We start from the raw sequence: 14092 nt of genomic DNA, 5'->3' as shown, positions 1-14092 counted from the left end.
CTTCCGACATCCTACAATGTTTTTAGCTTCTCTTCCAGAATTGCAATTTTATCGAGAGCATCTTTTTGTTTTTTACGCTCTACTTCTACCACTTCAGGTTTTGCATTGGCAACAAATTTTTCGTTGGATAATTTTTTATCTACAGAAATCAAAAACCCTTTTAGATATTTCAATTCTTCTTCTGTTTTTGCTTTTTCTTCACCCAAATCTAAGTTTTCGCTTAACGGAATAGAAATTTCTGTTGATCCTACCAAAAATGTAAAGCTTGGCTTATCTGTTTTGGTTCCGAAATGAATTTCAGAAACGTTAGCCAGTTTTTTAATAACAGATTCGTTGGCAAATTCTGAAGCATTGGTATAGATTTCGGCATTTTCTCTTGGCGAAATTCCTTTAGTCTGTCTGTAATTTCTAACTCCGGAAATAATTTCAGAGGCAGTCTCGAAGTTTTTGATGATTTCTTCATTAAATGCTTCTGCTTTTTTCTGCTGAGCGATAATTAAAGCATCTTCAATATTTCTTTCTGAAATAGTCTGCCACAATTCTTCCGTAAGGAAAGGCATAAAAGGATGCAGAAGCTTCATTAATTCTTCAAAAAGAGCAACCGTTTTATAGTATACTTCCTTAGAAATTCCTTCTCCGTAATTGGGCTTAATTGCTTCTAAATACCAAGAGCAGAAATCATCCCAAATCAGCTTATAAATTAAGTGTAAAGCATCAGAAATTCTGAATTTCTCAAACTGATCGTTAATTTCGGCTATTGTTTTATTTAATTTATGCTCAAACCATTCAATTGCCTGAATTTCTGTTGAATTTGCCGGCTTATCTTCATGATTCCACATATTAATCAGACGGAATGCACTCCAGATTTTAGACATGAAATTTCTTCCCTGAAGCATTAAATCTTCATCAAAAAGGAGATCATTTCCGGCTGCAGAACTCAATAAAATACCTACACGAACGCCGTCTGCTCCGTATTTATCCATCAATTCCAACGGATCGGGAGAATTCCCTAAAGATTTAGACATTTTTCTTCTCTGTTTATCTCTTACAATTCCTGTAAAATAAACATTTTTGAAAGGAACTTCTTTCCTGTACTCCAAACCAGCCATAATCATTCTTGCTACCCAGAAAAAGATAATATCCGGGCCGGTTACCAAATCTGAAGTCGGGTAATAATAATTGATATCTTTATTTTCAGGATCAAGAAGTCCATCAAAAACCGACATTGGCCACAGCCATGATGAGAACCAGGTATCAAGGGCATCTTCGTCCTGTTTCAAGTCAGAAGCCTGAAGTTGGAAGTTGGAAGTCTTTTCCTGTGCCAATTTTACGGCATCGTCAATATTTTCAGCTACTACAAAATCATTTTCTCCATCACCGTAGTAATAGGCAGGAATTTGCTGTCCCCACCAAAGCTGGCGGGAAATATTCCAATCACGGATGTTTTCCATCCAGTGCTTATAGGTATTTTTGAATTTTTCAGGATAGAATTTTACCTCATCATCCATTACCACATCCAAAGCAGGTTTTGCAATTTCAGACATTTTTAAGAACCACTGTACGGAAACTTTAGGCTCAATCACCGCACCTGTTCTTTCTGAAGTTCCTACTTTATTGACATAATCTTCTGCTTTCAACAAAAGATCTTTTTCTTCTAATTCTTTCGCAATCTGTTTTCTTACGTCAAACCTGTTTTTTCCGGCGTAATGCAGACCATGCTCATTCAAATTACCATCGTCATCCAAAGAATCAATCATTGAAAGATGATGCTTCTGCCCAATTTCATAGTCATTAATATCATGAGCGGGAGTAATCTTCAAAGCACCTGTACCGAATTCTATATCCACATATTCGTCTTCGATAATCGGAATTACCCTATCAACAATAGGTACGATTACTCTTTTACCTTTTAAATGGGCATATCGCTCATCAATAGGATTGATGCAAATCGCAGTATCCCCGAAAATCGTTTCAGGACGTGTGGTCGCTACGGAAAGGAATTCCTCTGAACCTTCAATTTTATATTTTAGGAAATATAATTTTCCGTTTTGCTCTTTAAAGATTACCTCTTCATCTGAAATATTGGTTTTTGCCTCCGGATCCCAGTTTACCATTCTGTAGCCTCGGTAAATTAATCCTTTATTGTATAAATCAACAAAAGATTTAATTACCTGTTGAGATAATTTTGGCTCCATGGTAAAACGTGTTCTGTCCCAATCGCAGGAACATCCTAGTTTTTTAAGCTGTTCGAGAATGGTTCCTCCGTATTTATCCGTCCATTCCCAAGCGTGTTTTAAGAATTCTTCTCTGGTAATATCAGATTTATTAATTCCTTCAGACTTCAGTTTTGCTACCACTTTAGCTTCGGTGGCAATGGATGCGTGATCTGTTCCCGGAACCCAACAGGCGTTAAAGCCCTGCATTCTCGCACGGCGAACCAAAACATCCTGAATGGTATTATTCAACATATGCCCCATGTGCAAAATCCCCGTAACGTTTGGCGGAGGGATGACGATGGTGTAAGGTGGCTTTTCGTTGGGTTCTGAGTGGAAAAATTTATTTTCCAGCCAATATTTATACCATTTCTGTTCTGCTTCCTGTGGATTATATTTTTCTGAAATCTGCATAGAATTATAATTTCTTTATCTTACAATTTGCAAAAATAGTTTAAAGTAAAAAAATCTAAGCACTAATTAAAATAATTTTTAACTTTGTTCTTCAAAATTTATCTAACAACGTATTTAACATTCAAAGAATATGAAAAAATTAATCGCAGGAATTGCTTTATTCGGAACTTTCGCTTTAGCATCTGCACAAACTATTACTTTTGACAAAACTACTTACGAATATGGTCAAATTAAACCAAATTCTGACGGTACAAGATTTTTCACTGTAACCAATACTGGTGATAAGCCACTTATTATTTCTAATGTAAAAGCATCTTGCGGATGTACTACACCAGAATTCAGCACTACGCCTATTGCACCGGGAAAATCTGCGAAGATAAAAGTAGGGTATGCAACAGCTAATGTGGCTCCGTTTCAAAAAATGATTGAAGTTTTTTCTAACGATCCTGTTAACAGCAGAAGCGTAATTTACATTAAAGGTGAAGTAACTCCTAATGCTCCAGATCCAAAACCATTAACACCTAAAGAACTGAAAGCTAAAGCTAAAGCTGAAAAGAAAGCAGCTAAAGAAGCTAGAAAAGCTGCTGCTGCAAAATAATAGCTGCACAGAAAATTATATCATCCGTTTCTTTCGAGACGGATTTTTTATTATATTTATTTCAAACTTTAAAGATCATATAAAATCTTATAAAACCCTAAACGCCCATTTTAATTTTTACGCAAATATGGATACTAATTTTTCTGACGATTTTCTTGTAAAAGGAAATTTTTCTATAAAAAAAACTTCTACCGAGTATGAAGGTAATCTTACCAAAGAAGAGGGATTAAAAATATTAGGTGAAGAAAAAGATAAACTTCGCGAATTGCAGGAAAAGCTTTACGCAGACGGAAGCCAATCTCTTCTTGTTGTGCTTCAGGCAATGGATGCCGCAGGTAAAGACAGTTTAATAGAACATGTTTTTGGAGGTGTAAATCCGCAGGGCTGCAATGTTACCAGTTTTAAAACACCCACTTCTAAAGAATATTCTCATGATTTTTTATGGAGACATTATTTAGCTTTACCCCAAAAGGGAATGATTGGAATTTTCAACAGATCTCACTACGAAAGTGTTTTGGTGTGTAAAGTTCATCCGGAATATAATCTGAGCGAAAAAACATGGAAGTCTGTAAAAGATTTTGATGATCAGTTTTGGAAAAACCGCTACGAAAGCATCAGAAATTTCGAAAAGCATCTCGCCGATAACGGAACCACAATTGTGAAGATTTTTTTAAATGTTTCTAAAAAAGAACAGAAGAAACGTCTTTTGGATCGTATTAATGAGCAGGAAAAAAACTGGAAATTTTCTGCATCTGATCTTCTGGAAAGGGATTTGTTTGATGATTACATGAAATATTATGAAGAAGCCATTAACGAAACTTCAAAAGATAAAGCGCCTTGGTATGTAATTCCGGCGGATAACAAATGGTTTGCAAGACTTTCGGCACTGCAAATTATTATTAATACTCTAGAAAAAATGAATTTGAAATTCCCAGAACTTTCAAAAGAAGAAAGAAAAGGTTTGGATGAAGCCAAAAAGAAATTAGAAAGCGAATAGAAAATTCAATTCTAAAAAATGTGGCGGATACGGAATCAGAAAATAAATTTACGTATTCGTCACTTTCAAAAAAAACACGAGAAAACCTATAAGCCGGATTTTGTACTTAAAAAAAGTGCCTGTTATTTATCTACGTTTTACATTACTGCAAAACTTGAGCTGATTACCCCTCGGCTTTCAGGACGAGCCGCCCCTATTTTCATTGCTGAAAAGAACCGATATACTTATCATTGCACCGCAAAGAGTTTACCTGGTTTCACTACAGCCGAACTGTACCTGCTTTCTGTTGCACTTGTCCTATCCTCACGGATGACGGATGTTATCCGCTTTGCTGCTCTATGGTGTCCGGACTTTCCTACCCTTACCAAAGTAAGAATCAACAAGCCGATTTTCTCGTGGCTGCAAAGATACAATTTAATATAACACTGTAGCAGTGTATCAATTTACCAATCTAAAAGAAGTTATAATTTATTTTAAAATTGTTAGACTCCTACATTGTTAGATTGTTACATTAAAATTATTATCTTCGTGCAGTCATAAATTTGTTTTGGTTTATAAAGAAAAAGAATTTGCGCAGCTTGTAAAAGATAATCAGGGACTGATTATTAAAGTTTCGCGTCTTTATACCAATTCTCTGGAAGATGAAGAAGATCTTTTTCAGGAAATCGTACTCCAATTGTGGAGAAGCTACGATTCTTTTAAAGGAAACTCTAAAATTTCCACATGGATGTATCGTGTAGCGTTGAATACTGCTATTACGCTTTTTAGAAAGAAAACCAAAAGCATTCAAACCAATGAGCTGGATATTAATCATCGGGATTTTTTGGAAGATGATGATGATAAGCAACAGCAAATTTCACTTCTTTACACCGTAATTAAAACTTTACCGAATATAGAAAGAGCAATTGTAATGATGTATCTGGATGATCTTCCTTATAAAGATATTGCAGAAAATTTAGGAATTACCGAAGTGAATGCTCGTGTAAAGATGAACCGACTTAAGAAAGTACTTAAAGAAAAAATGGAAAAACATGCCTGAATTTAATTTAGACAGCTTTAAGAAAACCTGGCAGGAACAACCTGTACAGCCTAAATACGATTATAATGAGATTCTGAAAATGCTCAATAAAAAATCGCGCAACTACATGAAATATATTTTCTGGATTAGTGTAGCCGAATTTTTATTTTTTACGGTTTTAGCATTATTTTACATCATAAAAAGCAATGATTCCGAAAGTTTCCTCTCCATTTTAGAAAAAATGGGTGTGAAAAAAGATATTGAGCTTGAAACAAAACTCAATCATATTTACCTGCTTATAAAAGTTTTAAGCCTCTTAGTAACAGGTTTTTTTGTAGTTAAATTTTATCTGAATTACATCAAAATAAAAGTACAGGAAGATCTTAAACTGTTCATCATCAGAATAATTACTTTCAAGAAAACAGTTAACGCATTTATCCTTACCAACATTGGTTTGCTTATTGTTTTGATTTTGGTTTTAACTGGATTTGCATTTTATATACTCAATACCCAACATATCCAACTCAATAACTCCGAATTTACCGGATTTGTTGCTGGAATCGTTGCTAGTACAATTCTCTGCATATTTTTAATCTGGATTTATTACCGCTTGGTTTACGGAATCATCATGAGCAGATTAGACAAAAACCTAAAACAGCTTAAAGAAATAGAATCTCAAGAAAACATCAAGAGCTAATATTCACCATAAACAACAAAAATCAATCAAAATTATGGGGAGGGGTTTTATCGTTCTTCCCTTTGTTCATAATAATTAAACCCAATGTTAAACCAATAACTCCTGAAACGGCAATCATAAGCGCTCTTTGCACTTTATCTGCTTCGTCGTTCCCAATATAATTCATCAAAAAAAGAATTACAAAAGTAATCGCAGAAATAATAAGATGATGTTTCCCCAATAGCTTCATGATAATATTTTAAATAAATTATTTCAACTGATAAGAAATCATTAAACCACCTCTGTAGGGAATAATCTCTCCACTTCTGTTATATCCGTTTGGATCTTCATCATATCTTTTACCGGAAATTCTATCGTATCCTTTGTAAAAATCCTGAGAGGTACCTATGGTTCCATACAATTCCATTCTCCATTTGTCGGATAATTTAAACTGATACCCTAAGGTTGCACCAAACAAAACAGAAAAACCTTTTTGGTAAAGATTTGACTTTGTGTACGTTACACCTTCTTCATTTTTACTAGGAAATGGCTCATCCTTCCAATAACTCCATTTTTGAAGCACGAAAGTTGCTGCAGAAATATTCGCTCCCACAAACCAACCTTGAAATGCTTCATTAAAATAATATCTACCTTCTCCAGACAAAGAATAGTACTGAAGTTCGTGACCTGAAAAAGATTTCCACGGTGAGATCACTACGTCTCCCTGAACTGTAAAATTGTTATTAATCTGTTTTTCTAACCCTAAATTAACAATACCGATTGGAGCCAATAGAACATTTCCTTTTACATAAAGCTTTTTTTCTACTGCAGTTTTATCGGTGGTTTGTTGAGCCTGAATACTTAAAACAGCAAGTAATGACAACGAAAATGTCATCAAAAGTTTAATGTTAAAAAATTTTTTCATCTTATTTGATCTGATTAATTAACTCTTGAGCTAAGTGAGCATCTTTCCCACTTTTTATTGCGATGTCTTTGGATAATTCAGCAAAATTTTCAGCTAAATCTTTATTCCCAATATTGAAATATATTTTGGCTAAAATATAGGTATTTTCGGAAGTTTCTCCTCTCATTACCGATTTTTCTGCCCACTCTGCTGCCTTTTTCAATGAAGACTTATGTTTAATATGATCCGCAAAAATCCATGCAGCTTTTAACAGCTCATTAGTATCAAAAGAATCTGCATTTTTATAATATTCTAAAGCAGCTTTAGCATATTCTTGGAAGTTAGCATTCTGTTCGTAATAAGCAAGTTTGGTTTGATTAAGCTTTAACAGTGCAGTTTCTTTACCAACTATAGGCTCCGCAGTTTTAAGAAAATAATCATCATTAATTTTTTTATTATTTTCATCAATAGATTCCTGAACTATTTTTGCCAAAAGAAGCTGATTTTTAAAATCATTATAATTCTGCTCAGGGAAATATTGTAGAATATCAGATTTTCTATCTTCAAATACTTTATAATTGGGATCTTGCGGAGATTTCAGGAAAAAAAGCAAATATCCAACCTCTTCTTTGTTGAGTAATTCGGTTTTAGATTTGTTGGTAAAATATCTTTCAGATGCTTTTTTGGCAAAATCGTAATCTGCATTAGCATTAAGTTTCATAATACTGATCAGAAATTCAGGATCTTTTTCTCCTTTTTCAAACCTTTCTTTAAACGAACCTTTTTTATTTTTAGGAGAGCTTATATCCTGAGCCATCGCCAAAAAAACGCTTTCTTCCATGTAGCCGTAATTTTGAGCTACAAGTTCTCCATCACTATTAAGAAAAAGATAGGTAGGATAAGATCTTACTCCAAATCTAGCCGCAATTTCTCTTCCCTCTCCTTTTTCCATATCAATTCTGGAATTCACAAAATTTTTGTTATAAAAATCTCCAACAGATTTTCGGGGAAAAGTATTCCTCTCCATCATCTTGCACGGTCCGCACCACGAAGCATAAGCATCAATAAACACAAGTTTATTTTCTTTCTTTGCTTTTGCCAGCAAATCTTTAAACGGAATTTCATCAAACTGAATTCCTTCCTGAGCCCATAAAAGAATGCTAAAAAAGACCAATAATCCGGAGATTAACCTTTTCATTTATATATATTTTAAAAAAGCGAAGATACTTAATTTTTGTATTTCTTTAATTAACAAAAAACAGAAAGAACAGTCTAAACAGTTTATAAAAATTAAAAACCTCTGAAAATCAAATGATTTCAGAGGTTTTTTGTACCCAGGACCGGGATCGAACCGGTACTCCTAAGAACTGGTGTTTGAGACCAGCGCGTCTACCAATTCCGCCACCTGGGCTCGTGTAAATCGGTGTGCAAATATAGAAACTTTTTTTACTATTCAAAAACTTTTTTTCAGTTTTTGTTTAAAAATTTATTTCTAAACCATCGTAAGCAAGGCTAATTCCGTCGGGAAGCAGTTTATTTTCAACATCATGCAAACCAAAATGATGACTGATATGAGTAAGAAATAATTTTTTAGGTTTTAATTCTTTATGAAGCTGCAAGATGTCCGGCAAAATAAAATGAGCGGGATGAGGATCGAACTTACGGATGCAGTTCAAAATAAGTACATCCAGATTTTTCAATTTTTCTTTTTCTGACTCTGAAATTGAACCCGCATCTGTAATATAAGCCAGGTTTTTAAACTTATATCCAAAAATCGATATTTTAAAATGAGTAACTTCAATAGGAAGAATCTCAGTATCTGCAACTGTAAATTTTTCATTTTTTATTTCATGCAGATCAAAAGCGGGTGCACCTGGATATCTTTCATTGGCAAAAGCGTATGGAAAACGGTTTTTCACTTCCTCACCAACTCTTTTCATACAATAAAGAGGCATATTTTTACCACTTTTAAAGATTAAAGGGCGCATATCATCGAGACCGATAACATGGTCATTATGTTCATGGGTAAGAAGCGTTACATCAATATGATTTTCATGATTAAGAAGCATTTGCTGCCTGAAATCTGGTCCGCAGTCGATAAGAATTTTCCTGTTTTCGTCTGTAGTAATCATTGCAGATGCCCTAAAGCGTGTGTCTTTTGGGTTATCTGATGTACATACCTCACATTGGCAACCAATCACCGGAACGCCTTGTGATGTTCCTGTTCCTAAAAATTTCAACTTCATTTCTTTTGAGGTTGTTTTAATTTTGGTAAATTTACGAAAAATTTAATGTCCTAATGTATCAGAAACTAACTCCTAAACAAAAAGCATTAACAATTAACTTAGATCCTACTATTTATGGTACTTTCGCAGAAATTGGAGCTGGGCAGGAAACTGTTCGACACTTTTTTAGAGCTGGAGGAGCTTCAGGTACAATTGCTAAGGCAATGTCGGCGTACGACAAAGATTTCAGTGATGCCATTTACGGAAAAGAGGTAAAAAACAGATATGTTACCCAAAACAGACTCAGAAAAATGCTTCGTTATGAAGTATCTTTAATTGAGGAAAGAATTTCCAGAGAAAATCATCCCGGAAGAAAGTTTTTCTCTTATGCCAATACGGTTACTACAATTAATTTCGACAAAACTCTTAAAGGTCATGGTTGGGTAGGAATCCGTTTTCAGGTAGAAGAAAATCAGGATTATAATGAGATTGTCATTCATGTTAAATTCAAAGAAAATGATGCTACACTTCAACAGGAAACATTAGGAAATCTTGGAGTCAACCTTATTTTTGGGGCTTTTAATTATTACGACAATCCTAGAAGGCTCATAGAGTCTCTTTACGATGATGTTGCGACTGATAACCTTGAAATTGATATGATTGATTTCAGTGGACCTGCTTTTGCGTATGTTGATAACAGACTGATGTCTTTACAGCTTGTAAAAAACAATATGACCGATGCTGTAATCTTCAATTCTGAAGGTAACAATATGCTTCCTGCCGATATTTTGTACAAAAAAAATATTTTTGCGGTAAGGGGAAGCTTCAGACCTGTTACAAAGGTAAATATTGATATGCTTCGCAGCGGTATGGATATGTTTCTGAAAGATGCAACCTGTACCATGGAGGAAACAGAAGTTTTAATAGAAATTACCATATCCAACCTTCGAGCAGACGGAGATATTAATGAAAGAGATTTTCTCGACAGAGTCGACGTTCTTGGTAAATTAGGATACACCGTAATTATATCCAATTTCTCCGAATATTACAGATTGATTGATTATTTTTCGCATTACACCAACGGAAATATTGGCGTTGCAATGGGCGTAAACAATATGTTGATGGTTTTTGATGAAAAATATTATAAAGATCTTTCAGGAGGAATTTTGGAAGCGTTTGGTAAGTTTTTCAGAAACGGAATGAGAGTTTACCTTTATCCTTACAAAGATCCTGAAACGCACGAACTTCTGGATTCTGACAATCTGAAAGTGGAAGAAAATCTTAAAGAGTTATACAAATATTTTAAGCTGAACAACCGTATTGTAGACATTAAAAACTACAATCCAGAATTTTTGGAAATTTATTCCCGAGAGATTCTCAGAAAAATTGCCTGCAATATGAGCGGATGGGAAAATCAGGTACCGGAAGGTGTTGCGGAAATGATTAAAGAAAGAGCAATGTTCGGATTTAAAAACGAATTATCTCTAAAACAGTTTTCATAAAATTATTACTGATAATGTCTGAATTAAAAAAAAGGCTTTCGTCTATATTGGAAAGTCCGAAACATAATACCGAAGAAAAGCTTCAGAAAGCCTGTCACCTTTTAGACCAAGAAATTTCTTATTTTAACTGGACTGGATTTTACTTTAAAAACGGAGATAAAAACGAACTCAAACTAGGACCTTACGTTGGGGCAGAAACAGATCACACAATTATCCCTTATGGTAAAGGTATTTGTGGGCAAGTCGCCGTATCTAACGAAACTTTTCTTGTGCCGGATGTTCATTTACAGGAGAATTATTTAAGCTGTTCCATAGATACAAAAGCAGAAATAGTAGTTCCTATCTTTAAAAACGGAGAAAATATTGGTCAGATTGATATTGACTCCCATACTTTAGATCCTTTTACAAAAGATGATTTAGAATTGTTGGAGTGGCTTTGTAATGAAGTTTCTAAAATACTTTAAAAGTATAACAGTATTAAAAAATATAACCGGCAAACTATTAATAGTTTGCCGGTTTTTTATCATTAAATTGCTGATTAATTATTTCTCAATGACAATTTTTTTAGACACAATAGATCCTTCAATATTAATTTTAACGAAATAAACTCCTTTTTCAACTCCGGTAACATTAATTTTATTGTTACCCTTCAGCAACTTATCACTATTTTTGATAAGCTTTCCTGAAGCATCATAAATTTCATAGATTCCTTCGCTGCTATTATTTTCTATAGTAAATATACCATTTTTAACAGGATTTGGATAAACAGCCAATTGATTTTCTATCTTATTTTTTATTTCTGACGTAGATAACAGTCCATTTCCTATCCCTACAGCATACCAAGCTTTCACATTTTGCAGCTGTTCATTTCCGGTTGCACCATACAAATCTGTAACCGCTTGTTTACTTGCATTATAAGCATCAATAAATTGGCTATTCGCTGTTAGATAATTGGCTAAAGTTCTATAGGCAATTTTTTCAGCTTTTTGGATGGTGATACCAGTTACATTAAAATTATTTCCAATATCATTTATTCCCGATCCACCGGCTGAAAGAAGATAGAACCAATAATTACCTACCCCGCTGTTGGTATGTACTCCACCATGATCGTTTGTCGTTTGACCATTAGCATTATATGTTGGAATTGTAGATGCCCAATATTGTGTAGAGCCACTAAAAGTGGGATTGGTCGGATAAGTATCTGGCTGTTGCGAACCCAATATTGCAGGACCAGAATTAGGATTAGACATACTTCTTAAAAATGTAAAACCTAGTGCCGGATTTGGAATTCCTTCTCCAATCGTCCAATTTGGGCTTATATTAGTATAAAACTCGATAGAAGCACCAAAAATATCTGCGAAAGACTCGTTTAATGCACCAGACTCACCTTGATAAGCAAGATTGGCTGTTCTACTAACAATGAGATGAGAATATTCGTGTCCCGCTACATCTAATGCAACAAAAGGATTAAAATATCCAGCTTGTCCTTGTTAAAGACCATTTCCATAAACCATCCCTACAATACCCTGTACATCCACTGCAGCTGCATTAATACCACTGATTGGCTGATTAGCAGGTGCAAAATTAACATTATAATAGTTTCTTATAATTGAACCATTTCCATCGTAAGAATTTCTATTATGTCTGCTTAAATAATAATCGTGAGCCTTAGACATCGCCCAATGAGCCTCCACTGGAGGTTTCATGTCATTTGTCGTAAAATTCGGAGTTGCACTAGTATATTCTGTAATTGTACCTGTAAATTCTCCAGTAAAAGTATTACCACTTCCATCCCAGTTGGTACCATCTCTAGTGTAAATATTTCTTGCATTATCTTTTAATCGGTACAATCCATTATAAGAATCTACCGTAATCTGCTGATTTCCTCTATAAAAAGTTGCACTTGTAGATGGCGTATCCACCAATGGCTTCATCGTTTTAAGAGAAGAAGCTTCTGCTACATAATTATTATTATGATGATGAATTTTTTCCAGTTTTTTAACAATATTTTTGGAAGCATTATCAACATAGTAGGTATAGCCTTTCAGATTTTTTAAAGCTAAAGCATTAATCGTAGAAGCCGAATATAACTTCACTCCTCTATCCGTCAATACTTTAGTAATCACATTTTCGAATTCTGCAAAAGTGATATTTGGCAATTTCATATCTTTGGATACTATGCTTTCAATCTCAGATTTGTCTAGAATTTGCCCCAAAGGAATATCTATATCATTAGTATATTCACCATTAACAAACGTAAGCAAGCCATCTTTTTCGTGAAGCAATATTAATTCATCGGCTACTTTTACATTTTTGTAATAATGCTGATAGGATGAATGCTTAATTCCCAACTCATCAACAGAAGTATTTATAAGATTAAAAGTATGATCGTTGTTTCCTCCCAACCATTCTCCAAGATGATTGATTAGATATTCTGATGAAATATTTTTTCCATTAAAATCTGCACTAAAATTTCCTAAGGCAGAAGTAGTTACTTTTTTAGGAAGATCCTTTACAGTGAGCTCAACATTTTGTTTTTTTCTGACCTTTTACAACTAAAAAAGGAGTAACACCAACTGTAAAAGAGAAAATTAATGTTTTAATAAGAATGACGGTCTTTTTCATACTATTTTTATTGATTAAATCTTATAGTTAGTACAAAAACATTTAATATGTTACAAGACAATTACACTTTTATTAAATTTTAATTATTTATGTTAAAGAATTCCACTATTATTCTTGATTTAAAGCTTTCAGAAGTATTTTCAAGTCTATAATATCAAGCTTTTCCCCAATGAAAACTATGATAAGTATGACAATTAAGAAGAATATAGTAACGAAAATATAAACGGATATTAGCCATATTATGGTATTAAGAACATTGCCTTTAATTCCGAACTTCTTCATAAAATATTTTTGCGAACGCTCAAACCAAGAATTATTTTTCTTTCTATTGGGGATCACCTCCAATCCGTTAAGTTCATCAACAAGATCTACAACTTGTTGTATGTATTTTCCGTACATATAATACGTCCAATATTTAATGAGAAAACACAAGAGAAGTATTGTAATTAAAAAGCTACCTATAAAAATAGCAATATTATACCCGGAATTAAATTCGAAATGAATGCGTTCTAAACAAGATAAAAAAGCTAAAGGAATATAGGATATATAATAGGATATATAAATCTCCTTGGAAACCAAAAGCTGGGTTTTAATATTAAAAAGATCATAATTTGTATTAACCCCTCTCTTTTTAAGCAACTTGTACAGTTTCAGCAGTCTCGAATAAAAATAAATAATTATTAGTAATGTGAGAAAAGCTATAGAAAAAGAAATTATTCTAATACTGATATCTTTTGTAGCAAAAGGAAAACCTATTAACAGCATTGGAAGCGTAAGAAGTAGTATCCAAAATTCAGTTTGCATATTTATTCTTATCATTTCCAAAGGTGAATGAATTTCATCCTGTTTTTTTAAAGATATTTCCGGAAGCTCCTGCTCTCCTTTGTTCCACAATTCTTTTAAATTCTCTAATTCCATAG

14 protein-coding genes, 1 tRNA gene and 1 other RNA gene are annotated in these 14092 nt (G+C 33.7%); 6 read left to right on the top strand and 10 right to left on the bottom strand.

What is annotated here, in order from left to right; all coding sequences use genetic code 11:
- Positions 1 to 11: 11 nt before the first annotated feature.
- Positions 12 to 2627, bottom strand: coding sequence for a valine--tRNA ligase (locus IV513_RS02375; RefSeq protein ID WP_209388914.1), 2616 nt, complete (start codon positions 2625 to 2627; stop codon positions 12 to 14).
- A gap of 130 nt (positions 2628 to 2757) precedes the next feature.
- Between IV513_RS02375 and IV513_RS02370 the strand changes: the two genes are divergently transcribed.
- Complete coding sequence (locus tag IV513_RS02370; RefSeq protein WP_209388913.1) at positions 2758 to 3225, top strand: DUF1573 domain-containing protein; 468 nt, start codon at positions 2758 to 2760, stop codon at positions 3223 to 3225.
- Between the two features lie 127 nt (positions 3226 to 3352).
- Positions 3353 to 4222, top strand: coding sequence for a PPK2 family polyphosphate kinase (locus IV513_RS02365; protein WP_209388912.1), 870 nt, complete (start codon positions 3353 to 3355; stop codon positions 4220 to 4222).
- A 73-nt stretch (positions 4223 to 4295) separates the two neighbouring features.
- Here IV513_RS02365 and rnpB read toward each other — a convergent pair.
- Positions 4296 to 4618, bottom strand: an RNA gene (gene rnpB, locus IV513_RS02360) — RNase P RNA component class A.
- Between the two features lie 151 nt (positions 4619 to 4769).
- Here rnpB and IV513_RS02355 point away from each other — a divergent pair.
- Together IV513_RS02355 and IV513_RS02350 are read left to right on the top strand one after the other, a co-directional pair.
- Complete coding sequence (locus tag IV513_RS02355; RefSeq protein ID WP_209388911.1) at positions 4770 to 5261, top strand: RNA polymerase sigma factor; 492 nt, start codon at positions 4770 to 4772, stop codon at positions 5259 to 5261.
- Positions 5254 to 5937, top strand: a complete 684-nt coding sequence (locus IV513_RS02350; RefSeq protein ID WP_209388910.1) for a beta-carotene 15,15'-monooxygenase — start codon at positions 5254 to 5256, stop codon at positions 5935 to 5937. The genes IV513_RS02355 and IV513_RS02350 overlap by 8 nt, the downstream gene beginning before the upstream one ends.
- 22 nt (positions 5938 to 5959) lie before the next feature.
- Here IV513_RS02350 and IV513_RS02345 read toward each other — a convergent pair whose 3' ends face one another.
- The 5 genes from IV513_RS02345 to IV513_RS02325 form a co-directional block, all read right to left on the bottom strand.
- Positions 5960 to 6166 carry a hypothetical protein gene (locus IV513_RS02345; protein WP_209388909.1) on the bottom strand — a complete coding sequence of 69 codons (207 nt, stop codon included), beginning with the start codon at positions 6164 to 6166 and terminating at the stop codon, positions 5960 to 5962.
- 18 nt (positions 6167 to 6184) lie between these two features.
- Positions 6185 to 6841: a DUF3575 domain-containing protein gene (locus tag IV513_RS02340; protein ID WP_209388908.1), complete on the bottom strand. Its 657-nt coding sequence runs from the start codon at positions 6839 to 6841 to the stop codon at positions 6185 to 6187.
- 1 nt (position 6842) lies between these two features.
- A complete protein-coding gene (locus IV513_RS02335; protein ID WP_209388907.1) occupies positions 6843 to 8018 on the bottom strand; it encodes a thioredoxin family protein in 1176 nt (391 codons plus the stop codon).
- Positions 8019 to 8151: 133 nt separating this feature from the next.
- Positions 8152 to 8231 (bottom strand) — tRNA-Leu (locus IV513_RS02330).
- A 67-nt stretch (positions 8232 to 8298) separates the two neighbouring features.
- Positions 8299 to 9066 carry an MBL fold metallo-hydrolase gene (locus IV513_RS02325; protein ID WP_209388906.1) on the bottom strand — a complete coding sequence of 256 codons (768 nt, stop codon included), beginning with the start codon at positions 9064 to 9066 and terminating at the stop codon, positions 8299 to 8301.
- A 53-nt stretch (positions 9067 to 9119) separates the two neighbouring features.
- Here IV513_RS02325 and IV513_RS02320 point away from each other — a divergent pair, with 53 nt between their 5' ends.
- Entirely contained in the window at positions 9120 to 10547 is a 1428-nt protein-coding gene (locus IV513_RS02320) for a TonB-dependent receptor (RefSeq protein ID WP_209388905.1), read from the top strand.
- 14 nt (positions 10548 to 10561) lie between these two features.
- Positions 10562 to 11011: a GAF domain-containing protein gene (locus tag IV513_RS02315; RefSeq protein WP_209388904.1), complete on the top strand. Its 450-nt coding sequence runs from the start codon at positions 10562 to 10564 to the stop codon at positions 11009 to 11011.
- A gap of 78 nt (positions 11012 to 11089) precedes the next feature.
- Here IV513_RS02315 and IV513_RS15990 read toward each other — a convergent pair whose 3' ends face one another.
- From IV513_RS15990 to IV513_RS02300, 3 genes are all read right to left on the bottom strand, one after another.
- A complete protein-coding gene (locus tag IV513_RS15990; protein ID WP_317196395.1) occupies positions 11090 to 11968 on the bottom strand; it encodes a M4 family metallopeptidase in 879 nt (292 codons plus the stop codon).
- Between the two features lie 69 nt (positions 11969 to 12037).
- Complete coding sequence (locus IV513_RS02305; RefSeq protein ID WP_209388902.1) at positions 12038 to 12952, bottom strand: hypothetical protein; 915 nt, start codon at positions 12950 to 12952, stop codon at positions 12038 to 12040.
- Between the two features lie 328 nt (positions 12953 to 13280).
- Positions 13281 to 14090, bottom strand: a complete 810-nt coding sequence (locus IV513_RS02300) for a hypothetical protein (protein ID WP_209388901.1) — start codon at positions 14088 to 14090, stop codon at positions 13281 to 13283.
- Positions 14091 to 14092: the final 2 nt, after the last annotated feature.

Origin of the sequence: Chryseobacterium sp. RR2-3-20 (genome assembly GCF_017808115.1) — a bacterium.
Lineage (GTDB): Bacteria > Bacteroidota > Bacteroidia > Flavobacteriales > Weeksellaceae > Chryseobacterium > Chryseobacterium oryzae.
This window is presented reverse-complemented; position numbering and strand designations above follow the sequence as displayed.

Coding starts and splice junctions, on each gene's coding strand:
- IV513_RS02325 (WP_209388906.1), bottom strand. CDS start 9,066: ATGAAGTTGAAATTTTTAGGAACAGGAACATCACAAGGCGTTCCGGTG.
- IV513_RS02335 (WP_209388907.1), bottom strand. CDS start 8,018: ATGAAAAGGTTAATCTCCGGATTATTGGTCTTTTTTAGCATTCTTTTA.
- IV513_RS02300 (WP_209388901.1), bottom strand. CDS start 14,090: ATGGAATTAGAGAATTTAAAAGAATTGTGGAACAAAGGAGAGCAGGAG.
- IV513_RS02315 (WP_209388904.1), top strand. CDS start 10,562: ATGTCTGAATTAAAAAAAAGGCTTTCGTCTATATTGGAAAGTCCGAAA.
- IV513_RS02345 (WP_209388909.1), bottom strand. CDS start 6,166: ATGAAGCTATTGGGGAAACATCATCTTATTATTTCTGCGATTACTTTT.
- IV513_RS02340 (WP_209388908.1), bottom strand. CDS start 6,841: ATGAAAAAATTTTTTAACATTAAACTTTTGATGACATTTTCGTTGTCA.
- IV513_RS02365 (WP_209388912.1), top strand. CDS start 3,353: ATGGATACTAATTTTTCTGACGATTTTCTTGTAAAAGGAAATTTTTCT.
- IV513_RS02370 (WP_209388913.1), top strand. CDS start 2,758: ATGAAAAAATTAATCGCAGGAATTGCTTTATTCGGAACTTTCGCTTTA.
- IV513_RS02350 (WP_209388910.1), top strand. CDS start 5,254: ATGCCTGAATTTAATTTAGACAGCTTTAAGAAAACCTGGCAGGAACAA.
- IV513_RS02375 (WP_209388914.1), bottom strand. CDS start 2,627: ATGCAGATTTCAGAAAAATATAATCCACAGGAAGCAGAACAGAAATGG.
- IV513_RS02320 (WP_209388905.1), top strand. CDS start 9,120: ATGTATCAGAAACTAACTCCTAAACAAAAAGCATTAACAATTAACTTA.